Here is a 26,296-nt window from a genome sequence, read left to right as displayed (position 1 = left end):
GCTCACGTAAAGTCGGCCCGTCGCAGGTGGGTTATCCACAGGCGGCGGGCCGCCGTGCTGGCCAGCCGTTAGTGTGGGCCCTCGTCCGAGACACCCGTCGCCCCGCAGGGCACAGGCGTCCACCGCAGTCCATCGAACCGGGGCCCGCACCTCGATGACCGTGCACAGTCATACGGCAGCCCAGTACGACGCTGCCTCCGCAGTGTTCGACCAGACTCGCCAGGCGGCGCTGTCCGACCCGACCCGCCCGCCCGAGTTCCCGCGGCATGTCGTGACCGCGGTGATCGTCTCGCATGACGGTGCCCGCTGGCTGCCGAAGGCCCTCTCAGGGCTGCTCGGTCAAGAGCGCCCCGTGCAGAACGCCGTCGCGGCCGACACCGGCAGCGCGGACGACTCCGCCCAGCTGGTCACCGAGGCACTCGGCGCCGACCGGGTGCTGCACCTCGCCCGGCGCACGGGCTTCGGCGCCGCCGTCGTCGAGGCCGTCCGCACCGCGGGCGTCCTCACGCCGGACGACCTGCCGTATCTCAGGCGACCCAGCGGCTGGGACCCGGTGAACCGGACCTGGCGCGACGACGCGTACGACATGCCGGACCTGCCGTACGGCGAACCGGAGCAGTGGCTGTGGCTTCTGCACGACGACTGCGCCCCCGAACCGGACGCGCTGGCCGAGCTGCTGCGCGTCGTGGAGAACGAACGCGAGCTCGGCAAGGACGTCGCGGTCGTCGGCCCGAAGCTCCGTGGCTGGTACGACCGCCGGCAGCTGCTCGAGGTCGGCGTCACCATCGCCAACAGCGGCCGTCGCTGGACCGGCCTCGACCGGCGCGAACAGGACCAGGGCCAGCACGACCACGTACGGCCCGTGCTGTCCGTGTCCACCGCCGGCATGCTGATCCGGCGTGATGTCTTCGAGCAGCTCGGCGGGTTCGACCGGCGGCTGCCGCTCATGCGTGACGACGTCGACCTGTGCTGGCGCGCCCATGCCGCGGGACACCGCGTACTGGTCGCGCCCGACGCCGTGGTCCGGCACGCGGAGGCGTCCTCGCGCGAGCGCCGCACCGTCGACTGCGTCGGGCGCACGGCGACCAGCCCGCACCGGGTCGACAAGTCGGGCGCGGTCTACACACTGCTCGTCAACGCCCGGACGGGCGTGCTCCTCTGGGTGCTGCTGCGCCTGGTGCTGGGAACGCTGCTGCGGACGCTCGCGTATCTCGTCGGCAAGGTGCCCGGTCAGGCGCTCGACGAGGTCGCCGGCCTCTTCGCCGTGCTGCTGCGGCCGGAGCGGATCCTCGCCGGCCGGCGCCGCCGCGGCAGACCCCAGGTCGACAAGGGCGAACTGCGGCCGCTCTTCCCGCCGCCCGGCGCGACCGTACGGGCCACCGTGGAGCAGGTCGCGAGCAACCTCGTGGGCCGCTCCGACCCCGAAGTCTCCTCCGGAGGGCGGCACGGCGCCGTCGAGTCCGGACCCGGCGGCGACGACGCCGACTTCCTCGAGATCGAGCAGTTCGCCCGGATCAAGCGCATCGCGCGCAAGCCGGGACCCATGCTCTTCGTGGTCCTGCTGTTCTTCTCGCTCATAGCGTGCCGTGAGCTGCTCGGAGGGGGAGCGCTCGCCGGCGGGGCGCTGCTGCCCGCGCCCGCGGACGCCTCCGAGCTTTGGGCGCGCTACACAAGCGGCTGGCATCCGGTCGGCACCGGCGGCACACAGTCCGCACCGCCCTACCTCGCGCTGGTCGCGATGCTCGCCACCGTGCTCTTCGGCTCCACCGGACTGGCCGTCACGGTTCTGCTGGTCTGTTCGGTTCCGCTGGCCGGCTTCGCCGCCTACTTCGCGTCGCGCCCGCTCGTCGAATCGCGGCTGCTGCGCGCATGGGTGGCCGTCGCGTACGCCTTCCTGCCCGCCGCCACGGGTGCGCTGGCGGGCGGCCGGATCGGCACCGCCGTACTCGCCGTACTGCTGCCCCTCATCGCACGCGCGGGCATCGCCGCGAGCGGCCTCGCGCACCACGGCGACGCACGCGGCAGCTGGCGCGCCACCTGGGCGTACGCACTGCTGCTCACCCTCGCCACAGCCTTCACGCCGATCATCTGGCCGATCGCGCTGCTCCTCGGCATCGCACTGCTCGCGGTCCGCCGAACCGACCTTGTCGCGTACGGGCTGCGTTTCCTGGCCGCGCTCGGCACGCCGTTGCTGATCCTTGCGCCCTGGTCGCTGTCGCTGCTGCCGTTCGGCTTCTTCACGGAGGCCGGTCTGGAGTACGGGACGGGTTCGGCGTCCGGTCTCGACCTGCTCGGTGGATCGCCGGGCGGCCCCGGCACGGTCGCCGGCCTGTTGGTCGTCGGCATCGTGCTCGCAGCGCTGGCCGCGCTGCTGCGCGGCGAACGGCAGACCGCGGTGTACACCGCCTGGGCCGTCGCACTCGTCGCCCTCGTCTTCGCGGCCCTCTCGAACAGTTCCACCTGGGCCGGACCCGCGACGCTCGTCTACGGCATCGCCCTGCTGGGTGCCGCCGTGCTCGGCGCCGAGGGGGCACGCGCGCGCGTGGCCGAGCAGAGCTTCGGCTGGCGGCAGCCGGTGGCAGCGCTTATTGCGTTCGCCGCGGTCGCCGGGCCGCTGATCTCTGCCGCCGGATGGATGATCCGCGGTGCCGACGGGCCGCTGGAGCGGCGCGACCCGGTGCAGGTGCCGGCGTTCGTCGCCGAGGAGGCCGACACCCGCGACCAGCCCCGCACCCTCGTGCTGGACAGCGACTCGGAAGCCGAGGTCGCGTACACGCTGGTGCGCGGCTCCGGCGCCCGGCTCGGCGACGCCGAACTGACCGAGGCGGGCGAGAGCAACAAGAAGCTCGACAAGGTCGTCGCCAACCTCGTCGCGGGCTCCGGCGCCGACCAGGCCGACCAGCTCGAAGGCTTCGCGGTGCGCTATGTGCTCGTACGCGGCGGGGCGCCCCGCCAGATGAGCCGCGTCCTGGACGCCACGCCGGGCCTGAGCCGCCTCAGCCAGCAGGACGGCAGCTCGCTGTGGCGCGTGGACCGGCAGGTCTCACGTGCCGCCATCGTCCCGAAGTCCGGCGATCCGCTGCCTGTCGCCTCGGGGCCCGTCGAACTGCACACCAGCATTCCTGCGGGCGACGCGGGCCGCGTGCTGCGCCTCGCCGACTCGGCCGACGACGGCTGGGCGGCCACGCTCGACGGCCGCCCGCTCACCGCGACCACGGTCGACGGCTGGGCCCAGGGCTTCGAACTGCCCGCGTCGGGCGGGCGGCTGGACGTCACCCACGACGCTCCGGTCACCCACACCGCCTGGCTCTGGGCACAGGGTGCGCTCGCCGTCGTCCTCGTCGTCCTCGCGCTGCCCGGCCGGCGCCGGGACATCGACGACGACCTGCCCGAGGAGCCCGTCGTGCCCGCCGAGCCCGTGGCGGGGGAGGGGCGCCGCGCGCGCCGGCTCCGGGCACAGGCCGAAGAGGCTGCCCAGGAGAGCGGCGCCGCGGAGTCCGCTGAGCGAGGGGCCGTACCGCCTCCTCCGGGGACCCCGGCAGCCGTTCCGCAGCAGCGGCAGCAGTCGTACGGGGAGTGGGAGGCGCCGAGCTACGGGGGCGGCGAGTACGGGACGTACGGCGAACAGCAGGACGGCGCGCAGTACCCGGCGGACGCGTACGAGCAGGCGGGTGCTTACGGCCAGGAGAGTTCGTACGAGCAGGCGGGTTCCTACGAGCAGGCCGGTTCGTACGAGCAGGGGTACCAGTCGGAGCCGTACCAGGCCGGCCAGTACGACCCGTATGCGTACGGCGGGGTGTACGACGCGTCGTACGGCCAGTCCGGCCAGACGGCCTACGACGAGGCCTCGACGGCCTATGACGGGTCGTACGAGCAGCAGCCGACGCAGCCGCCGCACGGCACCGACAATGAGCGCCCCGACGGGAGCCACCAGTGAACCGCACCACCGTTTCCCTGATCGCCGCCGTGACCGCGCTCACCGCCGTCACCGGGTTCGCCACTCTCACCGCGCCGGACGGAACGGGCGGCAGCGAGGCGAAGGCGGCCGCTCAGCTGCCCGTCGAGCGCTCCACGCTGCTCTGCCCGGCGCCCAGCACCTCGGACCTCGCCGAGACCTCGTACACCTCGTACACGCCCGCCTCGAAGGACTCCGGCAGCACCGGTAAGGCGGAAGTGACCGCGGCGACGCGGGAGTTCAAGGACGACGCCAAGGGCAAGGGCGACAAGCCCGTGCTGTCGCCGAAGGAGCCGGGCAAGCCGGTCTCCGGCGAATCCTCGGGCGCGGAGTCGCCCGCGCTGGTCGGCACCGCAGAGGGGAACCTGGCGCCCGGCTGGACCGTTCAGCAGACCACCGAGATCCCGGCGGGCAGCACCCGGGGCGTCCTCGGCGTCAACTGCACCGCTCCGGACACCGACTTCTGGTTCCCGGGCGCCAGCACCGCCGAGGACCGCACCGACTACGTCCATCTGACCAACCCGGACGACTCGGCCGCCGTCGTCGACATCGAGCTCTACGGCAAGGAGGGCGCCCTCAAGTCCGAAGTGGCCGAGGGCATCCAGGTGCCGCCGCACTCCAGCGTGCCGGTGCTGCTGTCCACGCTCACCGACGAGCCGCAGACCAACCTGACCGTGCACCTGACCGTGCGCAGCGGCCGGGTCGCCGCCGCCGTGCAGGCCGCCGACGACAAGCTGGGCACGGACTGGCTGCCCGCCTCCACCGATCCCGCGGGCAGCCTGGTGCTGCCGGGCATCCCCGAGGACGCGACGTCCGTGCGCCTGGTCGCCTTCGCCACCGGCGAGGACGACGCCGACCTGAAGGTGCAGCTGGCGTCCCCCAACGGCCTGATCACCCCCGCGGGGCACGAGACGCTGCACGTCAAGTCCGGCATGACGGCCGCCGTCGATCTGGGCGACGTCACCAAGGGCGAGGCGGGCTCGCTGGTCCTCACGCCCACGGAGGACTCGGCGCCGGTCGTGGCCGCCGTGAGGGTCGTCCGCGGTAAGGGCAGCAGGCAGGAGACCGCGTTCATACCGGCGACGCGTCCGGTCGGCACACGCGCGACGGCCGCCGGCAACCGCGCCAAGGGCTCGACACTCGCCCTGGTCGCCCCGGGCAAGTCCGCGAAGGTCAGGGTCACGGCGTCGGCGGGCACCGAGGGCGGTACGGCGGTGACGAAGACGTACACGGTCAAGGGCGGTACGACGACGGCACTGAAGCCGCCGCCGGTGCCGGGCGGCCTGAAGGGGACGTACGCGCTGACGGTGGAGCCGGTGTCCGGCGGCCCTGTCTACGCCTCGCGGATGCTGGAGCTGCCGCAGGACGGCATCCCGATGTTCACGGTGCAGACGCTGCCGGACGACCGGGGGACGGTCGCGGTGCCGACGGCCGACCAGGATCTCTCCGTGCTGCAGAAGTGAGACCGCCTTTACCGAGCTCGGTTCGCCTCCGGAGCGCCCCAGCCGGTGTCGAGAGGCCGTCCGTGCTCAGCCCCTCCTTCGTCGGGGCCTCCGCGCGGTCGGCCTCTCGACACCGTCGCGCTCCTTCGGCTCACTCGCTGGCGTGCCTCTGAACAGCGGCCCGACGGCCGTGTCAGTCCTCCCCGTACCGCGGGTCCACCGTCTCCGGGGTCAGGCCCAGCAGCTCGGCGACCTGCTCGACGACGATCTCGTGCACAAGGGCGGCGCGCTCGTCGCGCCCCTTGGTGCGGATCTCGACCGGGCGGCGGTAGACGACGACGCGCGCGGGACGGCCCTCGCGCGCCGGGATCGTGCCGCCCAGGGGCACCGCATCATCGCCCCAGGCCACCAGATCAGGGCCGGCGGCTGCGCCCCCGCCGTCGAGCCTCGGCACCTCGACCACGAGGAAGTCGATGTCGGCGAGCTGCGGCCAGCGGCGCTCCAGCCGCTCGACGGAGTCCTGGACCAGGTCCGCGAAGGCCTCGGCGCGGCTCGCGGCGAGCGGCACCTGCGGCGGCGCGACGGGGCCGCGCATACCCCTGCCGTGGCGGTCACGGCGGCGGGGCCCGGGGTCTGGCCTGGGGTCTGCGGCGCGAGGCGGTACGGGGCTGTCCATCACCGATGAAGCGTAGTCCTCGCGCGGCCCTCTGTGGCGGCCGCCCACGCGCCACCGGACCAGGGGTCCCGGCGGCTCACCGATCTCGGCGGCCACCCGCATGGCCGTAGCTCACCCGTATGGCCAGGGCTGCACATCACCCGCATGGCTATTGAGAAATCCAGACCGATCGTGTGCGGCCGCCCGCGCTGCCGCGGATCGCGGATTCCGTGGCAGAACACGGCATGTCGTTCGATGACCATTCCAGCCAAGCTTGGGATCGATTCCACATCTCTCCGAGTCCGCCGATGTCGTGGCGTATGACGGGATTTGCACCAGGTGGTGACTGCACGTAAGTCGGCCGCTTCCTGGGTATGCGACGGTCTGTGCAGGTCAGCGGCGAGTCCTTGGAGACGCGCGTGGTAAGGATCACGCCACGACACGGTGGAGTGACCTCGGGGAGAGTCGTCGCGGCCCGCTCAAGAGTGCGGTACCGTCCAACGTCGTGAGCCCTGTACGTCGCTGTTCGCGCACCGCTTGCGGCCGTCCCGCCGTCGCGACGCTGACGTACGTCTACGCCGACTCGACCGCGGTCCTCGGCCCCCTCGCGACCTACGCCGAACCCCACTGCTACGACCTGTGCGCCGAACACTCCGAGCGGCTGACCGCGCCGCGCGGCTGGGAGGTCGTCCGGCTCGCCGACGCCTCGGGCCCGGCCCGCCCCACCGGCGACGACCTCGAGGCGCTCGCCAACGCGGTGCGCGAGGCGGCCCGCCCGCAGGAGCGCGCCGCGGAGGCCGGGGGCGGCGCGGGCGCGCGGGCCGCCGACCCGAGAGAGGTCGGGCGTCGCGGCCATCTGCGGGTGCTGCGCTCGCCGGACTCCTGACGCCTCGGTCTCCCGATCGACTGACGCCTCGGTCTCCCGATCGACGCCAAGTCACCCTCGTGGGGCTCCAGTTTCCCGCTGTACCAGGTCACCTGCACGACTTCCCGTTGTACGCGGTCACCTGCACGACTCCCTCGCTGTACGCAGTCACCTGCACAACTTCACCGCAGCACGACCCATTGACGTGGCGTTCTCGCCGACACGACCATTCCTCCGCCCGTGAGAAATAGTTTTCCGCATCACGGAATCTGGAGGCACCTCGTGTTCGTCCAGCAACTGGAGCCTGTGGCCGATTCGCTCGGCCTGTCCGCGCTCGTCGCGACTCTTCCCCTCATCACCGTTCTCGTCCTCCTCGGCGTCGTCCGTATGAAGGCGCACCTTGCGGGGCTCATCGGCCTGACCGTCGCGGCGCTGGTCGCCTGGCTCGCGTACGGAATGCCGCTCGGCCAGACGTTCGCGGGCGCCGCCCAGGGCGCCGTCTTCGGCCTCTTCCCCATTCTGTGGATCGTCGTCAACGCCCTGTGGGTCTACCGGATGACGGTCCGCACGCGACACTTCGACATCCTGCGCCGCTCGTTCGGGCGGCTCTCCGACGATCCGCGCATCCAGGCGCTGGTGGTCGCCTTCTGCTTCGGGGCACTCCTTGAGGCGCTCGCCGGCTTCGGCGCTCCCGTGGCGATCTGCTCGGTCATGCTGGTCGCGCTCGGCTTCGAGCCGGTACGGGCGGCCGTCGTGGCCCTGGTCGCCAACACCGCGCCCGTCGCCTTCGGCGCCATGGGGACCCCGGTGGTGACGCTCGCAGAGGTGACCGGGCTGCCGCTGGACACGGTCGCCTCGGTGGTGGGCCGCCAGACCCCCCTGCTCGCCCTCGTCGTGCCGCTCGTGCTCGTCGGCCTGGTGGACGGGCGGCGCGGGCTGCGCGAGACCTGGGTGCCCGCCCTCGTCTGCGGCGTCGCCTTCGCCGTCGCGCAGTTCGCTGCATCCAACTACGTCTCCGCGCAGCTCGCCGACATCGGGGCCGCGTTGGCGGGAGCCGGTGCGCTGATGGCGCTGCCGGGGGCGCGCAAGCCCGCCGAGGAACCCGTACGGGCCGCGGTCCTCACCGGCGTACGCAGCGACGAGCTCGACGAGGATGATCCGCGGCCCGAGGTGCTGCGCGCATACGCCCCGTACGCGCTGATCGTGGCCGTCTTCTCGGTAGCCCAGATCCCGGCCGTCAAGGAGGTGCTCGCGCAGGCGACCCGCACCTTCGACTGGCCGTTCCTGAACGTCGCCAATCCGGACGGGGAGGCGGTCGGCCAGAACGTCTTTTCGCTGCCGCTGCTGTCCACCGGCGGCACGCTCGTGCTGCTGGCCGGCCTCGGCACCGCCGCCGTTCTCCGCGTGCACGCGCGCGTGGCGCTGCGCGAGTGGGCGGCGACGGTGTACGAGCTGAGGTTCGCGATCCTCACCGTGACGTCCGTCCTGGCACTTGCGTATGTCATGAACCTGTCCGGACAGGCCGCTACCATCGGCCATTTCGTGGCCGCGGCAGGCGCGGGACTCGCGTTCCTGTCGCCCGTCCTGGGCTGGTTCGGGGTCGCCGTCTCCGGCTCCGACACCTCCGCCAACGCGCTCTTCGGCGCGCTTCAGGTGACCGCGGCGCAGCAGTCCGGGCTCTCGCCGGAACTCCTCGCGGCGGCCAACAGCTCGGGCGGGGTGCTGGGCAAGATGATCTCGCCACAGAACCTGACGATCGCCTGCGCCGCCGTCGGCCTCGCGGGCAAGGAGGGCGATCTGCTGCGCAAGGTGCTGCCCTGGAGCATCGGGTTGCTGCTCGTCATGTGCCTGATCGTGGTGGGGCAGAGTACGGCGGTGCTGGGCTGGATGCTGCCCTGACATCACGAGGTGGGCGGTCACGGGTCCGCCTCCGGTGTTCTGCAGCAGGCTCATGTCCCCGTTGTCAGTGCATGCAGGTAGTTTTGGGCGACTAATGAGACTGGTGAGGACTTCAGGAGAGGACGGCCGTGACTGCTGATCTGTCGCAGATCGTGAAGGCGTACGACGTACGCGGGGTGGTCCCGGACCAGTGGGACGAGGCGCTGGCCGAGCTGTTCGGGGCCGCCTTCGCCCAGGTCACCGGCGCTGCCGCGATCGTGACCGGGCACGACATGCGGCCCTCTTCCCCGGGTCTGTCGCGTGCCTTCGCGCGCGGCGCCGCATCCCGCGGCGTCGACGTCACGGAGATCGGCCTGTGCTCGACGGACCAGCTGTACTACGCCTCGGGGGCGCTGAACCTGGCGGGCGCGATGTTCACGGCCTCGCACAACCCCGCTCAGTACAACGGCATCAAGCTGTGCCGGCAGGGCGCGGCACCCGTCGGCCAGGACACGGGACTGGCCGAGATCCGCGCCCTCGTCGAGGAGTGGAGCGAATCCGGCGCGCCCGAGCCGGTCGCCACGCCAGGCTCGATCACAGGGCGGGACACCCTCGAGGACTACGCGGCGTACCTCCGCTCCCTCGTCGACCTGACCTCGATCCGCCCGCTGAAGGTCGTCGTCGACGCGGGCAACGGCATGGGCGGCCACACCGTCCCCACCGTGTTCGCCGGCCTCCCGATCGACCTGGTGCCGATGTACTTCGAGCTGGACGGCACGTTCCCCAACCACGAAGCGAACCCGCTGGACCCGGCGAACCTCGTGGACCTGCAGAAGCGCGTGCGCGAGGAGGGCGCGGACATCGGCCTCGCGTTCGACGGCGACGCGGACCGGTGCTTCGTCGTCGACGCGGGCGGCGACCCGGTCTCGCCGTCGGCGATCACGGCCCTGGTCGCCTCCCGCGAGCTCGCGCGGAACGGCGGCACGGGCACCGTCATCCACAACCTGATCACGTCCTGGTCGGTCCCCGAGGTCGTCCGCGAGAACGGCGGCACGCCGGTGCGTACGCGCGTCGGCCACTCCTTCATCAAGCAGCAGATGGCCGAGACGGGTGCGATCTTCGGCGGTGAGCACTCCGCGCACTACTACTTCCGCGACTTCTGGAACGCGGACACCGGCATGCTCGCCGCGCTGCACGTCCTGGCCGCGCTCGGCGGCCAGGACGGTCCGCTGTCGGAGCTCGTCGCCCAGTACGACCGCTATGTGGGCTCCGGCGAGATCAACTCCACGGTGGACGACCAGGCGGCCCGCCTGGCCGCGATCAATGCGGCCTACGCCGGCCGGGACGGCGTCACGCTGGACGAACTCGACGGCCTGACCGTCACTTCGGCCGACTGGTGGTTCAACGTCCGCCCGTCCAACACCGAGCCCCTCCTCCGCCTGAACGCGGAGGCCCGGGACGTGGCCATGATGACGAAGATCCGCGACGAGGTCCTGGCGATCATCAGAAACTGAGACCGGCGGTCGGCAGGGGTCGGCCGCCCGTTTGTGGGCAGTCGTTCCGCTGGGGCGGAACGGCGGGCACAAACGGGCTCCGGCCCGCAGCCGACCACAGGATCGGCCCCGCCCGCCGCCCCCGCCCAGGGCCCAGGGGCCAGGTACGCTGACCAGGCCGCACGTACCCTGCCCTGCTGTTCGAAAGGACACCCCCATGCCGCTCGAAGCCGGCCTCCTGGAGATCCTCGCCTGCCCGGCCTGTCACGCCCCCCTCAAGGAGCAGGAGACCGAGCTGATCTGCACCGGCAAGGACTGCGGCCTGGCCTACCCGGTCCGGGACGGCATCCCCGTACTGCTCGTCGACGAGGCACGCCGCCCCGCGTAACCGCAGAGACCACCGCGGCAGACACAACCGCGCACGGCGATCGGAGGCCGACGCCCATGCTCGACGAATCGCTGCTCGACGACCCCGAGGCGCTCGCCCGCGCCGACCGGCGAGGCCTGCTGCGCGGCGCCGCCGAGGCAGGCGCCCGCGTGCGCACCGCCCTCCGGCACGCGGCCGAGGCGGGCCTCATGGACCTCAAGCCCGACGGCCGTCCACGGGCCCTGCTGACCGCGGGCCCGGGCATGGCCGCCAACTGCGTCGCCGACCTGCTCTCCACGCTGGTCGCCGCGGGCTGTCCCGTCACACGCCTGGCGCCCACCGGCGTGGCCCCGGCCGCCGGCGCGCTGCGCTGGGCGCTGCCCGGCTGGGCCGGCCCGGTCGATCTGCTGCTCATCGCGACCCCCGACGGTTCGGAGCCGGGCCTCGCCCTCCTCGCCGAACAGGCGTACCGCCGCGGCTGCACGGTCGTCGCCGTGGCCCCCGCTCGCTCCCCGCTCACCGAAGCGGTCCAGGGCGCCGCACACGGCTTGGTCGTACCGATGGCCACCGCTCCGTACGAGGAGCAGGAGCAGACCGCGGCGGCGAGCCCCGGTGCGCTGTGGGCGCTGCTCACACCGCTGCTGACGCTCCTGGACCGCACCGGCCTGCTGGACGCACCGCCCGACGGTCTCCAGAAGGTCGCCGACCGCCTCGACCACATCGCCGAACGCTGCGGCCCCGCCACCGCGACGTACGAGAACCCGGCCAAGACGCTCGCCGCCGAGTTCGCCGAATCCCTCCCGCTGATCTGGACCGAGGGTTCGGGTGCGGGCCCCACGGGCCGCCGCTTCGCCGCCGCGCTCGCCGAGCTCGCGGGGCGTCCCGCGCTTGCGGCAGAGCTGCCCGAGGCGATGCCCGCCCACGGCGCGCTGCTCGTCAGCACCCTCGCCGGGGGCGCCGACCCGGAGGACTTCTTCCGCGACCGTGTGGAGGAGGAGCAGGCCCTGCGCGCCCGCGTCCTCCTGCTCAGGGACCAGCCGACAGGCGTTCTCAGCGCGGCCCCCGCCGCCCGCGAGCTCGCGCTCAGCCACGACACCGCGATCAGCGAGCTCGAGCCGGAGGGCGGCAACGAGCTGGAGGGCCTCGCGGAGCTGATCGCCATCACGGATTTCGCCGCCGTTTACCTGTCGCTCGCTTCGGGGGCCTGATCTTGACCGGACCGGCCGGGGCCCGATCCCGTCCGGTCCGGGCCGTACGGCGCTCCACCCTCTACCGGGCCGCAGATCAGCGTACGAAGATACGAAGCTCTGGCCCGCGACGAGCTCCGACCCGCGTACGAGCCCGCTGACCCCTGCACGGAGAAAGCAGCCACGATGGACCGCCTCGACAACACCATCCGCCCCTACGCCTGGGGTTCGACCACCGCCATCCCCGAGCTGCTCGGCGTCGAGCCGACGGGTGAGCCGCAGGCGGAGATGTGGATGGGCGCCCACCCCGGCGCACCGTCCCGCACCGCGCGCGGAGCACTGAACGTGGTGATCGGCGCCGGCCCCGAGCATGAACTGGGCGCGCGGTCCGTGGACAAGTTCGGCCCTCGGCTGCCGTTCCTGCTCAAGATCCTCGCGGCCGGCGCCCCGCTGTCCCTCCAGGTCCACCCCGACCTCGCGCAGGCGAAGGAGGGGTACGAGGCAGAGGAGCAGCGCAGGGTCCACATCGACGCCCCCCACCGCAACTACAAGGACACCAACCACAAGCCCGAACTGATCTGTGCGCTGACGCCGTTCGACGGCCTGTGCGGATTCCGGCAGCCGCTCCAGGCCGCGGAGTTGCTCTCCGGGCTCGACGTCGACTCCCTCAAGCCCTACGTCGACCTGCTGCACGCCCACCCCGAGGAGGCCGCCCTCCGCGAGGTCCTCACCGCCGTGCTCACCGCCGACCGCGACGAGATGGCGGCCACGGTCGCCGAGGCCGCGGCGGCCTGTGCTCGACTGGCCGAAGACCCGGACACCTCCGACTTCGCAGCCGACTACGCGGCGTACGCCTCGATCGCGCACCACTACCCCGGCGACCCGGGCGTGATCGCCGCCATGCTGCTCAACTACGTCCAACTGGAGCCCGGCGAGGCCCTGTTCCTCGGCGCCGGCGTCCCGCACGCCTACCTGGGCGGCCTCGGCGTCGAGATCATGGCCAACTCGGACAACGTCCTGCGCTGCGGCCTCACCCCGAAGCACGTCGACGTCCCCGAACTGCTGCGCATCGTCCGCTTCGAGGCGACCGACCCCGGCGTACTGCGCCCCGAGGCCGCCCCGGACGGCGAGGAGGTCTACGCGACGCCGATCGACGAGTTCCGGCTCTCCCGGTACGTCCTGGCCGAGGGCTCGGCGCCGCACGGCCTGACCGCCCCGACCCCGCAGATCCTGCTCTGCACCGCCGGATCCGTGCGGACCGGTGAATTCACGCTCACACCGGGGCAGTCCGTCTTCGTCCCCGCGGGAGAAGAGACCGAAGTGTCCGGAGCCGGCACGATCTTCCGTGCGACTGTGGTGGCCTGATAAACCGAGTGCGTCCCGTGCTGCAACAATGACCCACCGCAAAGGGTCGGCAAAGGAGCCGGCCCTGCGCGGCGACGTACGGACCGGGGGCCGGAAGGCACCGCCGTGAAAGCGCGGCGGCACGGATGTGCGACGTGCGTACGCGAGCGATGCACGCTGTACGTGTGCGATCAACGCAGGCCGGGAACAGACGCAGGCGAAGGGACACAGCGAACACATGAGCGCGTCAGGCGGTACCAAGGCGATTGTGGCGGCATTGGCCGCCAACCTCGCGATTGCCGTATCGAAGTTCGTGGCGTTCCTCTTCAGCGGCTCGTCGTCGATGCTGGCCGAGTCCGTGCACTCGGTCGCCGACTCCGGCAACCAGGCGCTACTGCTGGTCGGCGGCAAGAAGGCCCAGCGCGAGGCCACCCCGCAGCACCCCTTCGGCTACGGCCGCGAGCGCTACATCTACGCCTTCCTCGTCTCGATCGTGCTGTTCTCGGTCGGCGGCATGTTCGCCATCTACGAGGGCTACGAGAAGATCAAGCATCCGCACGAGCTGGAGAACTGGTACTGGCCCGTGGGCGTGCTGGTCTTCGCGATCATCGCCGAGACCTTCTCCTTCCGCACCGCCATCAAGGAGTCCAACGTCCTCCGCGGCAAGAAGTCCTGGAAGGAGTTCGTCCGCCACGCCAAGGCCCCCGAGCTGCCTGTCGTCCTGCTGGAGGACCTCGGCGCACTGGTCGGCCTGATCCTGGCGCTCTTCGGTGTCGGCCTGACCCTGATCACGGGTGACAGCGTCTGGGACGGCATTGGCACCCTCTGCATCGGTGTCCTGCTCATCCTCATCGCGCTCGTACTGGCCGCCGAGACCAAGTCGCTGCTGCTGGGCGAGGCCGCCGGTACCGAGGAGGTCGCGAAGATCGAGTCCGCGATCGTCGACGGCGACACGGTCACCCGCATCATCCACATGCGTACGCTCCACATCGGCCCCGAGGAGCTCCTGGTCGCCGCCAAGATCGCGGTGCGGCACGACAACACGGCCGCCGAGGTGGCCTCTGCCATAGACGCCGCCGAGGCACGCATCCGCAGGGACGTGCCGATCGCCCGTGTGATCTACCTGGAGCCGGACATCTACAGCGAAGCCGAGGCCGCCAAGGGCGCGGACCGCGAGGCCACCCCGGGCGGGCCGACTCCCGGCGCGGAGCACTGACGGCGCCGACAAGATTTGCCGCGGGCCCTACGCACTGATGTGCGTAGGGCCCGCACGCTCATGGGCGGACTGGGGGCCGCTGGGTCGATCGGTGTAGATTCGTGGGGACAGCCAGACGTCGCTGCTGATGGCGGTCGGGCGGTCCGCACCGCGGACCGACCGAGGGAGAGAGGGCCTCCGACGGACTGGGCCGCGCGCGCCCGGGCACCGGTGTGTCCGCCGCCGCAGAGCCAGCCGTACCCACCCTCGACCCATCACGAGGAGCAGCCCGTTATGACGACTGTCGATCAACGACAGGACTTCAAGGTCGCCGACCTCTCCCTGGCCGAGTTCGGCCGTAAGGAGATCACCCTCGCCGAGCACGAGATGCCCGGCCTCATGGCGATCCGCAAGGAGTACGCCGAGAAGCAGCCGCTGAAGGGGGCCCGTGTCACGGGCTCCCTGCACATGACCGTGCAGACCGCGGTCCTGATCGAGACCCTGGTCGCGCTCGGCGCCGAGGTCCGCTGGGCCTCCTGCAACATCTTCTCCACCCAGGACCACGCCGCCGCGGCCATCGCGGTGGGCCCGAAGGGCACGCCGGACAACCCCCAGGGTGTCCCGGTGTTCGCGTGGAAGGGCGAGACCCTGGAGGAGTACTGGTGGTGCACCGAGCAGGCCCTGACCTGGCCGAACAGCCCCACCGGCGGCCCGAACATGATCCTCGACGACGGCGGTGACGCCACCCTCCTCGTCCACAAGGGCGTCGAGTACGAGAAGGACGGCAAGGTCCCGTCCGTCGACACCGCCGAATCCGACGAGCACCGCGTCATCCTCGAGCTCCTCACCCGCACCCTGAGTGAGAACCCGCAGAAGTGGACCCGCCTCGCGTCCGAGATCCGCGGCGTCACCGAGGAGACCACGACCGGCGTCCACCGCCTGTACGAGATGCAGCGCGACGGCGTGCTGCTCTTCCCGGCGATCAACGTGAACGACGCCGTGACGAAGTCGAAGTTCGACAACAAGTACGGCTGCCGGCACTCGCTGGTGGACGGCATCAACCGCGCCACCGACGTACTGATCGGCGGCAAGACCGCGGTCGTCTGCGGCTACGGCGACGTGGGCAAGGGCTGCGCGGAGTCCCTGCGCGGGCAGGGCGCCCGCGTGATCGTCACCGAGATCGACCCGATCTGCGCACTGCAGGCCGCGATGGACGGCTACCAGGTCACGACCCTCGACGAGGTCATCGACAAGGCCGACATCTTCGTCACCACGACCGGCAACAAGGACATCATCATGGCCTCGGACATGGCCAAGATGAAGCACCAGGCGATCGTCGGCAACATCGGCCACTTCGACAACGAGATCGACATGGCCGGCCTGGCGAAGATCCCCGGCATCGTCAAGGACGAGGTCAAGCCGCAGGTGCACACCTGGACGTTCCCGGACGGCAAGGTGATCATCGTGCTGTCCGAGGGGCGTCTGCTGAACCTGGGCAACGCGACCGGCCACCCGTCGTTCGTGATGTCCAACTCGTTCGCGGACCAGACGCTGGCCCAGATCGAGCTGTTCACCAAGCCCGAGGAGTACCCGACGGACGTCTATGTGCTGCCCAAGCACCTGGACGAGAAGGTCGCCCGTCTCCACCTGGACGCGCTCGGCGTGAAGCTGACCAAGCTGCGCCCCGAGCAGGCCGCCTACATCGGTGTCGAGGTCGAGGGGCCGTACAAGCCCGACCACTACCGCTACTGAGCGCCACCTGCTGCTGAGCGGCAGCCGCCTTCCCCAGCGCCCTCCTGGCCGGCACTCGAGGCAGGCGGCACCGCTCAGCGGACGGACATCAGCAGGCCCTCGCCCACTACGGCGGGGGCCTGCCCCCTACCAGCACCCGGACCCCGATCTCCATGCCCCGCGGCCGATATTCGCTCCACGATCCGCACGATCACACCCCCCTCGGTGAAGAGCACTTCCACTGCGCACCCGGCCCCTCCGGCTGGCGCTACGTCTCCCAAGTGACCACCCCCTCCGGCGATCACGCCGGCTCCGTCGACCTCGCCCTCGACGAACTCGGCCGCCCCATCCGTCTCGAACTCCACGCCGCGAGCTGGCAGGTCCGCGGCGCCGCCATCGACGGCGTCACGTGGGTACGCACCGACCCCACCGGCACACACGCCACCGAAGGCAATGCCCCCGCCCATGCCTTCACCGGCAGATCCCCGGCCTTCCTCATCGCGACCGCACGTCTCCTTCGCCTCACCCCCGATTCCCCCGCGACCCGCGTCCGTCTCGTCGCCTTCACCGAACCGGTCCTGGCCCCACGCACCCTCGACCAGTCCTGGGCCCTGCGGAACAGAGAAACACACGCCACTGACAACGGCCTGCTGACCGTGGACGAATACCAGGTCACAGCCCTGGACACCGGCGAACAGCACACCGTCCACATCGCCGGCGACGTGGTGCTGGCCGCTCCCGGCATCGAGCTCGAGGACCTCGACTCCCCGCCGTCGATCTAGCACCGCTTCCTACGCGGGAGGCGCGAACCCGGTGCCAGGCCGCGTGGCATCACTGCTCCGCCCATCCCCGGTCGACTGCTCCACAGGCGAAGGCTCACCGGGCCCCGTCACGAGAGGCTCCTGGCTCCGCTGGTCGTGGGCGGGCGCCTGATGCGGAGAGTGATGATCCGGCGACCGGTACGACGCCTGCACAGGCTGCACACCCCCGACCGCATACCCCGCACCCGGCTGAACAGCGCCCTGGCCGGCCGTAACCCCTGCAGGCCCCGCAGGCACACCCGCCGAGGCCGCCCCGCCCCCGCCGAAGGCACGCCGCGCATCCCGCGACTGCCGCTCATGCACCACCGCCGCCAGATACGCAGCCGGAGGAACTCCAGGGGGCACCGGAGCCCCGGTTCGCGCCGCGAGATCGGTGGCCAAACGCTCGGCCATGCCCCAGCCCACCTGCGGATCCAGCTGCCCCATCCGCGTCAGATACTGGCGGATCGCGAGCCACAACCCGTCCGGGACGGCAGACAGATCGACCCCGGAGAACCGCCCCATCAGCCAGGGCGGCGGCGGAGGAACGAAACCAGTACGCCCAGCAGGCACCCGCTCCCGTACGACCAGAGTTCCCGCGAAGACATCACCGAGCCGTCGCCCGCGCGCGGACACGAACGAAGCGATGCACGCGACGATCCCGAACGTCATGAGGATCTCGACCACGCCGAAGGCGCCCCGCACCAGCGCATGCCGGAACCGGATGGGCCCGCCGTCGTCCCGCACCACCCGCAGACCGCACGCCAGCTTGCCCAACGAGCGCCCACGGCTGAGCGTCTCCACGGCGATCGGACCGCCCACCAGCACCAGCAGGAAGGCAGCCACCGATACCGCCGCGACGGCGGCCTCGTCCAACGACGCCGTAGCAGCCGCCAGGCCCAGCAGCACAGCGATATAGACCGCCCACGCCACAACGAGATCGATCAGCACGGCCAACATCCGGCTCGGCAGCTTCGCGGGACGCAATTCCAACGCCACCGCCTCGCCCGTCACAAGCTCACTCACGCCGGCCGCCTTCCCCTGCCCCGCCGTACCGTCCCCTGCCCTGCCTTATGGACAGCCAGTCTGCCAAGCTGAGTGCGCATCGCGCCCCCAGTAGCCGTAGCAACGCAGCTGTCGCTGCAGCCGCAGAAGCCACGCCGGCCGTAGTGAGAGCAGCCGAGGAGCAGCAGATCCGATGGACCTGGACGTCTTCGTGTCCGCCCACCGGGCGGAATGGGACCGCCTGGACGGGTTGCTGCGCCGGCAGCGCCGCCTGACGGGCGCCGAAGCGGACGAGCTCGTCGTCCTCTACCAGCGCACAGCCACCCACCTCTCCCTGATCCAGTCCAGTGCACCGGACCCCCAGCTCGTCGGGCGCCTCACGCAACTGGTGGCACGCGCGCGTAGCGCCGTCACCGGCACGCGGCGTGCCACCTGGCGCGACGTGACCCGTTTCCTTACGCACGGCTTTCCTGCCGCCGTCTACCGATCCCGCCACTGGTGGGTCCCGACCGCACTTCTGTCGACGGTGGTCGCGGCTCTTCTCGGCTGGTGGATCGGCACCCACCCCGAGGTCCAGTCCGCCATTGCGGCCCCATCCGAACTACGCGAGCTCACCCGCCCCGGAGGCCAGTACGAGACCTACTACTCGAGTCACCCGGCGGCCTCCTTCGCCGCGCAGGTCTGGACGAACAACGCCCAGGCCGCCGCGATGTGCCTGGTCCTGGGCGGCTTCCTCTGTCTGCCGGTCATCTGGATCCTCTTCCAGAACATGCTCAATCTCGGCGTGGGCATCGGCCTGATGTCCTCCGCGGGCCGTCTCGACACATTCCTCGGCCTGGTACTGCCGCACGGCCTGCTGGAGCTGACCGCCGTCTTCGTAGCCGCCGGTACCGGACTGCGGCTCGGCTGGACCCTCATCGACCCGGGCCCTCGGACCCGCCGCACAGCCCTGGCAGCCGAAGGACGCGCCGCGGTCGGCATGGCGATCGGCCTCGCCCTGGTCCTCTTCGTCGCTGGTGCCATCGAAGGCTTCGTCACTCCTTCGGGCCTGCCGACGTGGTCCCGTATCGCCATCGGAATCGCCGCTGAGCTGGCCTTTCTCGCGTATGTCTATGTGCTCGGCGGCAGAGCGGCACGCGATGGCGACATGGGCGACCTGGATGAATCCGAGCGGAGCGCCGTCCTGCCCACCGCCGCGTGATGTGCGGACACGCTCCCTGACCTGCTAGTCTCCTCTTCGCCCCGAAAGCTGTTGACACGGCGGGATCGGGGAGGTAGATTCGAACAGTTGCCTGGAGCGGAGGACGTTCACGGGTGACCGTGAGCATCTAGCTGCTTCTCGACAGCACAGTCTTGAGAAGCCATCTCGATTAATCAGGAACGAGTGGCCGGTCAGGCCGGTCGAAAATCTCTGATAAAGTCGGGTCCGCCGAAAGGGAAGCCGCAAGGCAGCCGATAGGCAAAAGGCCCTCCAACGGCCACCGGAAATGAATTCCGACCGGGAACGGAACGGAAAACGGATCTGGTAAGGTTGGAAACACCGAAGGGAAGCGCCCGGAGGAAAGCCTGAGAGAGCCTCTCGGGTGAGTACAAAGGAAGCGTCCGTTCCTTGAGAACTCAACAGCGTGCCAAAAGTCAACGCCAGATATGTTGATACCCCGTCCATCACGCAGTGATGGTCGAGGTTCCTTTGAAATAAACACAGCGAGGACGCTGTGAACGGCCGGGCTTATTCCGCCTGGCTGTTCCGCTCTCGTGGTGTCAGCCCGCAGTCTTTAATTAGGCGCAGTCGGGAAAACATTCACGGAGAGTTTGATCCTGGCTCAGGACGAACGCTGGCGGCGTGCTTAACACATGCAAGTCGAACGATGAAGCCCTTCGGGGTGGATTAGTGGCGAACGGGTGAGTAACACGTGGGCAATCTGCCCTGCACTCTGGGACAAGCCCTGGAAACGGGGTCTAATACCGGATATTACCTGGGAAGGCATCTTCTCGGGTGGAAAGCTCCGGCGGTGCAGGATGAGCCCGCGGCCTATCAGCTTGTTGGTGAGGTAGTGGCTCACCAAGGCGACGACGGGTAGCCGGCCTGAGAGGGCGACCGGCCACACTGGGACTGAGACACGGCCCAGACTCCTACGGGAGGCAGCAGTGGGGAATATTGCACAATGGGCGAAAGCCTGATGCAGCGACGCCGCGTGAGGGATGACGGCCTTCGGGTTGTAAACCTCTTTCAGCAGGGAAGAAGCGAAAGTGACGGTACCTGCAGAAGAAGCGCCGGCTAACTACGTGCCAGCAGCCGCGGTAATACGTAGGGCGCAAGCGTTGTCCGGAATTATTGGGCGTAAAGAGCTCGTAGGCGGTCTGTCACGTCGGATGTGAAAGCCCGGGGCTTAACCCCGGGTCTGCATTCGATACGGGCAGACTAGAGTTCGGTAGGGGAGATCGGAATTCCTGGTGTAGCGGTGAAATGCGCAGATATCAGGAGGAACACCGGTGGCGAAGGCGGATCTCTGGGCCGATACTGACGCTGAGGAGCGAAAGCGTGGGGAGCGAACAGGATTAGATACCCTGGTAGTCCACGCCGTAAACGGTGGGCACTAGGTGTGGGCAACATTCCACGTTGTCCGTGCCGCAGCTAACGCATTAAGTGCCCCGCCTGGGGAGTACGGCCGCAAGGCTAAAACTCAAAGGAATTGACGGGGGCCCGCACAAGCGGCGGAGCATGTGGCTTAATTCGACGCAACGCGAAGAACCTTACCAAGGCTTGACATACACCGGAAAACCCTGGAGACAGGGTCCCCCTTGTGGTCGGTGTACAGGTGGTGCATGGCTGTCGTCAGCTCGTGTCGTGAGATGTTGGGTTAAGTCCCGCAACGAGCGCAACCCTTGTCCCGTGTTGCCAGCAGGCCCTTGTGGTGCTGGGGACTCACGGGAGACCGCCGGGGTCAACTCGGAGGAAGGTGGGGACGACGTCAAGTCATCATGCCCCTTATGTCTTGGGCTGCACACGTGCTACAATGGCCGGTACAATGAGCTGCGATACCGCGAGGTGGAGCGAATCTCAAAAAGCCGGTCTCAGTTCGGATTGGGGTCTGCAACTCGACCCCATGAAGTCGGAGTCGCTAGTAATCGCAGATCAGCATTGCTGCGGTGAATACGTTCCCGGGCCTTGTACACACCGCCCGTCACGTCACGAAAGTCGGTAACACCCGAAGCCGGTGGCCCAACCCCTTGTGGGAGGGAGCTGTCGAAGGTGGGACTGGCGATTGGGACGAAGTCGTAACAAGGTAGCCGTACCGGAAGGTGCGGCTGGATCACCTCCTTTCTAAGGAGCATCTAGGCCGCCAAGCTTGCTTGGTGGTCCAGAGCCATAACGCAGGCAAATGTCCTGCGGTGGTTAGCTCATGGGTGGAACGTTGACTACTCAGTTCCTGGTGGATGGATCAGGCTGCTAGTACTGCCCCTTGGGGCGTGGAACGCATGATCTGGTCAGCACTGGGTGCTGGGCACGCTGTTGGGTGTCTGAGGGCACGGGCTGAAAGCTCGTTCCTTCGGTATGCCGGCCCCGGTAAAGATCCGTTTCGGCGGGTTGTGATGGGTGGTTGGTCGTTGTTTGAGAACTGCACAGTGGACGCGAGCATCTGTGGCCAAGTTTTTAAGGGCGCACGGTGGATGCCTTGGCACCAGGAACCGATGAAGGACGTGGGAGGCCACGATAGTCCCCGGGGAGTCGTCAACCAGACTTTGATCCGGGGGTTTCCGAATGGGGAAACCCGGCAGTCGTCATGGGCTGTCACCCATGCCTGAACACATAGGGCATGTGGAGGGAACGCGGGGAAGTGAAACATCTCAGTACCCGCAGGAAGAGAAAACAACCGTGATTCCGGGAGTAGTGGCGAGCGAAACTGGATGAGGCTAAACCTCAAGCGTGTGAGACCCGGCAGGGGTTGCGCTTGGGGGGTTGTGGGATCTCTTTTCTACGGTCTGCCGGCCGTGGGACGAGTCAGAAACCGTTGATGTAGGCGAAGGACATGCGAAAGGTCCGGCGTAGAGGGTAAGACCCCCGTAGTCGAAACATCAGCGGCTCGTTTGAGAGACACCCAAGTAGCACGGGGCCCGAGAAATCCCGTGTGAATCTGGCGGGACCACCCGCTAAGCCTAAATATTCCCTGGTGACCGATAGCGGATAGTACCGTGAGGGAATGGTGAAAAGTACCCCGGGAGGGGAGTGAAATAGTACCTGAAACCGTGTGCCTACAAGCCGTGGGAGCGTCGGACAAGCACTTGTGCTTGTCTCGTGACTGCGTGCCTTTTGAAGAATGAGCCTGCGAGTTTGCGGTGTGTTGCGAGGTTAACCCGTGTGGGGAAGCCGTAGCGAAAGCGAGTCCGAATAGGGCGATTTAGTAGCGCGCTCAAGACCCGAAGCGGAGTGATCTAGCCATGGGCAGGTTGAAGCGGCTGTAAGAGGTCGTGGAGGACCGAACCCACCAGGGTTGAAAACCTGGGGGATGACCTGTGGTTAGGGGTGAAAGGCCAATCAAACTCCGTGATAGCTGGTTCTCCCCGAAATGCATTTAGGTGCAGCGTCGTGTGTTTCTTGCCGGAGGTAGAGCACTGGATAGGCGATGGGCCCTACCGGGTTACTGACCTTAGCCAAACTCCGAATGCCGGTAAGTGAGAGCGCGGCAGTGAGACTGTGGGGGATAAGCTCCATGGTCGAGAGGGAAACAGCCCAGAGCATCGACTAAGGCCCCTAAGCGTACGCTAAGTGGGAAAGGATGTGGAGTCGCAGAGACAACCAGGAGGTTGGCTTAGAAGCAGCCACCCTTGAAAGAGTGCGTAATAGCTCACTGGTCTAGTGATTCCGCGCCGACAATGTAGCGGGGCTCAAGCGTACCGCCGAAGTCGTGTCATTGCAGTACATACCCCCAACGGGGACTGTGATGGGTAGGGGAGCGTCGTGTGCCGGGTGAAGCCGCGCCGGAAGGCAGTGGTGGACGGTTCACGAGTGAGAATGCAGGCATGAGTAGCGATACACACGTGGGAAACGTGTGCGCCGATTGACTAAGGGTTCCTGGGTCAAGCTGATCTGCCCAGGGTAAGTCGGGACCTAAGGCGAGGCCGACAGGCGTAGTCGATGGATAACCGGTTGATATTCCGGTACCCGCTGTGAAGCGTCAAACATCGAATCCAGTGATGCTAAGCCCGTGAAGCCGCCCTGATCTCTTCGGAGTTGAGGGGAGTGGTGGAGCCGGTGACCCGAGCTGGTAGTAGGTGAGTGATGGGGTGACGCAGGAAGGTAGTCCATCCCGGGCGGTGGTTGTCCCGGGGTAAGGGTGTAGGCCGAGTGGTAGGTAAATCCGCCGCTCATCAAGGCTGAGACCTGATGCCGAGCCGATTGTGGTGAAGTGGATGATCCTATGCTGTCGAGAAAAGCCTCTAGCGAGTTTCATGGCGGCCCGTACCCTAAACCGACTCAGGTGGTCAGGTAGAGAATACCGAGGCGTTCGGGTGAACTATGGTTAAGGAACTCGGCAAAATGCCCCCGTAACTTCGGGAGAAGGGGGGCCACACTTGGTGATCCAATTTACTTGGTGAGCTGGGGGTGGCCGCAGAGACCAGCGAGAAGCGACTGTTTACTAAAAACACAGGTCCGTGCGAAGCCGTAAGGCGATGTATACGGACTGACGCCTGCCCGGTGCTGGAACGTTAAGGGGACCGGTTAGTCATGATTCGTCATGGCGAAGCTGAGAACTTAAGCGCCAGTAAACGGCGGTGGTAACTATAACCATCCTAAGGTAGCGAAATTCCTTGTCGGGTAAGTTCCGACCTGCACGAATGGCGTAACGACTTCTCGACTGTCTCAACCATAGGCCCGGTGAAATTGCACTACGAGTAAAGATGCTCGTTTCGCGCAGCAGGACGGAAAGACCCCGGGACCTTTACTACAGTTTGATATTGGTGTTCGGTTCGGCTTGTGTAGGATAGCTGGGAGACTTTGATACTCGGACGCCAGTTCGGGTGGAGTCGTCGTTGAAATACCAGTCTGGTCGTGCTGGATGTCTAACCTGGGTCCGTGATCCGGATCAGGGACAGTGTCTGATGGGTAGTTTAACTGGGGCGGTTGCCTCCTAAAGAGTAACGGAGGCGCCCAAAGGTTCCCTCAGCCTGGTTGGCAATCAGGTGTTGAGTGTAAGTGCACAAGGGAGCTTGACTGTGAGACCGACGGGTCGAGCAGGGACGAAAGTCGGGACTAGTGATCCGGCGGTGGCTTGTGGAAGCGCCGTCGCTCAACGGATAAAAGGTACCCCGGGGATAACAGGCTGATCTTCCCCAAGAGTCCATATCGACGGGATGGTTTGGCACCTCGATGTCGGCTCGTCGCATCCTGGGGCTGGAGTCGGTCCCAAGGGTTGGGCTGTTCGCCCATTAAAGCGGTACGCGAGCTGGGTTTAGAACGTCGTGAGACAGTTCGGTCCCTATCCGCTGTGCGCGTAGGAGTCTTGAGAAGGGCTGTCCCTAGTACGAGAGGACCGGGACGGACGAACCTCTGGTGTGCCAGTTGTTCTGCCAAGGGCATGGCTGGTTGGCTACGTTCGGGAGGGATAACCGCTGAAAGCATCTAAGCGGGAAGCCTGCTTCGAGATGAGGACTCCCACCCACTTGATGGGGTAAGGCTCCCAGTAGACGACTGGGTTGATAGGCCAGATATGGAAGCCCAGTAATGGGTGGAGTTGACTGGTACTAATAGGCCGAGGGCTTGTCCTCAGTTGCTCGCGTCCACTGTGTTGGTTCTGAAACCACGAACAACCCCGCGTTGCGTTGCCGCAGCGTGGTGCGGTTGAGAGTTTCATAGTGTTTCGGTGGTCATAGCGTGAGGGAAACGCCCGGTTACATTCCGAACCCGGAAGCTAAGCCTCACAGCGCCGATGGTACTGCAGGGGGGACCCTGTGGGAGAGTAGGACGCCGCCGAACAATTCTTGAGAAAGCCCCCGTACCGGGAAGAAATTCCTGGTACGGGGGCTTTCTGCGTTTCCGGGGTAAGCGGCCAGCCCCTGACCTCATAGGCGGCCGGCTGTCTTGAGCGCGAGGTAGGCGTCCGCCAAGGCAGGGGCCAGCGCTTCAGGAGTCGCGTCAACGACTGTGACGCCGTGGCGAATGAGTTGTTCGGCCGTGTGGCGGCGTTCAGCCTGCGCCTGGGCGGCGGCCGCTGCGTCGTACACGGCCTCGGCGGTTCCTCTCGATGCCGCCATCTGGGCGATGTGTGGGTCCGCCACAGACGCGACGAGGACCGTGTGGCGGCGGGTGAGGCGCGTGAGTACAGGCAGCAGGCCCTCTTCGATGGGAGCAGCGTCGAGGCTGGTGAGCAGGACGACGAGGGATCGGCGTGGTGCGATGCGCAGGACCGTGGACGTGAGACCACGGGCGTCCAGTTCCACCAGCTCCGGTTCCAGCGGGGCCATGGCGTTGACGAGGGCAGGGAGCAGCTCCCCTGCGGCTCGGCCCTGGACCAGCGCACGGACGCGGCGGTCATACGCCAAGAGGTCCACACGGTCGCCGGCGCGGGAGGCGAGGGCGGCGAGGAGCAGGCCCGCGTCCATGGAGGCGTCCAGGCGCGGCGCGTCGCCTACTCGTCCAGCGGAAGTGCGGCCGGTGTCCAGGACGACGAGGATGTGGCGGTCGCGTTCGGGGCGCCAGGTGCGTACTGCGACCGTGGACTGGCGGGCCGTGGCGCGCCAGTCGATAGAACGGGTGTCGTCTCCGGGGACGTACTCGCGGATGCTGTCGAACTCGGTGCCTTCGCCGCGGGTCAGGACGCTGGTGCGGCCGTCGAGTTCGCGTAGTCGGGCGAGCTTGGAGGGCAGGTGCTTCCGGCTCGTGAAGGGCGGCAGGACGCGAACGGTCCAAGGCACCTTGTGGCTGCCCTGGCGCGTGAACAAGCCGAGGGGGCCGTAGGACCGGATGGTGACCCGGTCGGCGTGGCGGTCGCCACGGCGGGTGGGCTTGAGGCGAGTGGTGACGCGGCGGCGTTCTCCAGGTGGGACCGTCAGTGCGTGGCGTGAGGACCTGGCCTCACTTCCGGGCTGCCAGCTGCTGGGGGGCCAGGCGTCGCGGATGCGGGCGCGCAGGGTGCGGTTCGACGGATTGGTGACGGTGAGCGTGACGTCTGCGGGCTCTCCAAGGCGTACCGAGGTGTCTCCTGAGCGCGTCAGGACCAAGCGCCGTACGGGCGCGGCCAGGGCGAAGTCGCAGGCGCAGGCGAGCGCCAGGGGACCGTTGACGGCCATGATGCCCGTCCAGCTGGGTTCCCAGATGCCGACGGGGAGTGTGCCCAGGGCCGCAAGGAGGGCGGCGCGTCCGGTGAATGCCATGGGTCC

The 26,296-nt window shown here is 68.3% G+C and carries 15 protein-coding genes and 3 rRNA genes; 15 read left to right on the top strand and 3 right to left on the bottom strand.

The annotated features are described in order from the left end of the window. Positions 1–154 precede the first annotated feature (154 nt). Positions 155–3,937 (top strand): glycosyltransferase, encoded by a 3,783-nt coding sequence (locus tag ACSMXV_RS17930; RefSeq protein ID WP_473178584.1) that lies wholly within the window; start codon positions 155–157, stop codon positions 3,935–3,937. Continuing rightward, a complete protein-coding gene (locus ACSMXV_RS17925) occupies positions 3,934–5,418 on the top strand; it encodes a DUF5719 family protein (RefSeq protein ID WP_473178583.1) in 1,485 nt (494 codons plus the stop codon). Before ACSMXV_RS17930 ends, ACSMXV_RS17925 begins: the two co-directional genes overlap by 4 nt. Positions 5,419–5,590: 172 nt before the next feature. Here ACSMXV_RS17925 and ACSMXV_RS17920 read toward each other — a convergent pair whose 3' ends face one another. Beyond that, positions 5,591–6,073, bottom strand: coding sequence for a metallopeptidase family protein (locus ACSMXV_RS17920; RefSeq protein WP_473178978.1), 483 nt, complete (start codon positions 6,071–6,073; stop codon positions 5,591–5,593). 484 nt (positions 6,074–6,557) lie between these two features. Here ACSMXV_RS17920 and ACSMXV_RS17915 point away from each other — a divergent pair, with 484 nt between their 5' ends. The 9 genes from ACSMXV_RS17915 to ACSMXV_RS17875 all read left to right on the top strand — a co-directional run bounded on the left by ACSMXV_RS17915 (position 6,558) and on the right by ACSMXV_RS17875 (position 16,894). Next, positions 6,558–6,938, top strand: a complete 381-nt coding sequence (locus tag ACSMXV_RS17915; RefSeq protein ID WP_473178582.1) for a DUF3499 domain-containing protein — start codon at positions 6,558–6,560, stop codon at positions 6,936–6,938. Between the two features lie 261 nt (positions 6,939–7,199). Next, the gene (locus ACSMXV_RS17910) at positions 7,200–8,816 is read left to right on the top strand and encodes an L-lactate permease (protein WP_473178581.1); all 1,617 of its coding nucleotides are present in this window, start codon (positions 7,200–7,202) and stop codon (positions 8,814–8,816) included. Between the two features lie 128 nt (positions 8,817–8,944). Further along, positions 8,945–10,309 (top strand): phosphomannomutase/phosphoglucomutase, encoded by a 1,365-nt coding sequence (locus ACSMXV_RS17905; protein ID WP_473178580.1) that lies wholly within the window; start codon positions 8,945–8,947, stop codon positions 10,307–10,309. A gap of 196 nt (positions 10,310–10,505) precedes the next feature. Beyond that, the gene (locus ACSMXV_RS17900) at positions 10,506–10,676 is read left to right on the top strand and encodes a Trm112 family protein (protein WP_181662574.1); all 171 of its coding nucleotides are present in this window, start codon (positions 10,506–10,508) and stop codon (positions 10,674–10,676) included. Between the two features lie 56 nt (positions 10,677–10,732). Further along, positions 10,733–11,863, top strand: coding sequence for an SIS domain-containing protein (locus tag ACSMXV_RS17895; RefSeq protein WP_473178579.1), 1,131 nt, complete (start codon positions 10,733–10,735; stop codon positions 11,861–11,863). A gap of 165 nt (positions 11,864–12,028) precedes the next feature. Then, entirely contained in the window at positions 12,029–13,207 is a 1,179-nt protein-coding gene (gene manA, locus ACSMXV_RS17890) for a mannose-6-phosphate isomerase, class I (RefSeq protein ID WP_473178578.1), read from the top strand. A gap of 217 nt (positions 13,208–13,424) precedes the next feature. After that, entirely contained in the window at positions 13,425–14,402 is a 978-nt protein-coding gene (locus tag ACSMXV_RS17885) for a cation diffusion facilitator family transporter (protein WP_473178577.1), read from the top strand. A gap of 273 nt (positions 14,403–14,675) precedes the next feature. Next, the gene (ahcY, locus tag ACSMXV_RS17880; RefSeq protein ID WP_473178576.1) at positions 14,676–16,133 is read left to right on the top strand and encodes an adenosylhomocysteinase; all 1,458 of its coding nucleotides are present in this window, start codon (positions 14,676–14,678) and stop codon (positions 16,131–16,133) included. 152 nt (positions 16,134–16,285) lie between these two features. Beyond that, the gene (locus tag ACSMXV_RS17875; RefSeq protein ID WP_473178575.1) at positions 16,286–16,894 is read left to right on the top strand and encodes a hypothetical protein; all 609 of its coding nucleotides are present in this window, start codon (positions 16,286–16,288) and stop codon (positions 16,892–16,894) included. A 9-nt stretch (positions 16,895–16,903) separates the two neighbouring features. Here the strand turns inward: ACSMXV_RS17875 and ACSMXV_RS17870 are convergent, their stop codons facing one another. Beyond that, positions 16,904–17,938 carry an RDD family protein gene (locus ACSMXV_RS17870; protein ID WP_473178574.1) on the bottom strand — a complete coding sequence of 345 codons (1,035 nt, stop codon included), beginning with the start codon at positions 17,936–17,938 and terminating at the stop codon, positions 16,904–16,906. Positions 17,939–18,110: 172 nt separating this feature from the next. On the opposite strand from ACSMXV_RS17870, the gene ACSMXV_RS17865 reads away from it, so the two are divergent. From ACSMXV_RS17865 to rrf, 4 genes are all read left to right on the top strand, one after another. Beyond that, the gene (locus ACSMXV_RS17865) at positions 18,111–19,118 is read left to right on the top strand and encodes a stage II sporulation protein M (protein ID WP_473178573.1); all 1,008 of its coding nucleotides are present in this window, start codon (positions 18,111–18,113) and stop codon (positions 19,116–19,118) included. 599 nt (positions 19,119–19,717) lie between these two features. Next, positions 19,718–21,242, top strand: a 16S ribosomal RNA gene (locus ACSMXV_RS17860). 320 nt (positions 21,243–21,562) lie between these two features. Beyond that, positions 21,563–24,685: ribosomal RNA gene (locus ACSMXV_RS17855) — 23S ribosomal RNA — on the top strand. A gap of 91 nt (positions 24,686–24,776) precedes the next feature. Beyond that, positions 24,777–24,893, top strand: a 5S ribosomal RNA gene (rrf, locus tag ACSMXV_RS17850). The 16S, 23S and 5S rRNA genes sit together here, the layout of an rRNA operon. Positions 24,894–24,979: 86 nt before the next feature. Here rrf and ACSMXV_RS17845 read toward each other — a convergent pair. After that, positions 24,980–26,290, bottom strand: coding sequence for a DUF58 domain-containing protein (locus ACSMXV_RS17845; protein ID WP_473178572.1), 1,311 nt, complete (start codon positions 26,288–26,290; stop codon positions 24,980–24,982). Between the last annotated feature and the right edge of the window lie 6 nt (positions 26,291–26,296).

The sequence above is a fragment of the Streptomyces sp. DSM 42067 genome (assembly GCF_055792885.1).
The sequence above is the reverse complement of the archived record's forward strand: the minus strand, read 5'-3'. Positions and strand labels throughout refer to the sequence as shown.

What these genes read in the sequence shown, in the direction of transcription:
- ACSMXV_RS17895 (WP_473178579.1), top strand. Translation starts at nt 10,733, where the DNA reads ATGCTCGACGAATCGCTGCTCGACGACCCCGAGGCGCTCGCCCGCGCC.
- ACSMXV_RS17885 (WP_473178577.1), top strand. Translation starts at nt 13,425, where the DNA reads ATGAGCGCGTCAGGCGGTACCAAGGCGATTGTGGCGGCATTGGCCGCC.
- ACSMXV_RS17865 (WP_473178573.1), top strand. Translation starts at nt 18,111, where the DNA reads ATGGACCTGGACGTCTTCGTGTCCGCCCACCGGGCGGAATGGGACCGC.
- ACSMXV_RS17900 (WP_181662574.1), top strand. Translation starts at nt 10,506, where the DNA reads ATGCCGCTCGAAGCCGGCCTCCTGGAGATCCTCGCCTGCCCGGCCTGT.
- ACSMXV_RS17930 (WP_473178584.1), top strand. Translation starts at nt 155, where the DNA reads ATGACCGTGCACAGTCATACGGCAGCCCAGTACGACGCTGCCTCCGCA.
- ACSMXV_RS17845 (WP_473178572.1), bottom strand. Translation starts at nt 26,290, where the DNA reads ATGGCATTCACCGGACGCGCCGCCCTCCTTGCGGCCCTGGGCACACTC.
- ACSMXV_RS17875 (WP_473178575.1), top strand. Translation starts at nt 16,286, where the DNA reads ATGCCCCGCGGCCGATATTCGCTCCACGATCCGCACGATCACACCCCC.
- ahcY (WP_473178576.1), top strand. Translation starts at nt 14,676, where the DNA reads ATGACGACTGTCGATCAACGACAGGACTTCAAGGTCGCCGACCTCTCC.
- manA (WP_473178578.1), top strand. Translation starts at nt 12,029, where the DNA reads ATGGACCGCCTCGACAACACCATCCGCCCCTACGCCTGGGGTTCGACC.
- ACSMXV_RS17920 (WP_473178978.1), bottom strand. Translation starts at nt 6,073, where the DNA reads ATGGACAGCCCCGTACCGCCTCGCGCCGCAGACCCCAGGCCAGACCCC.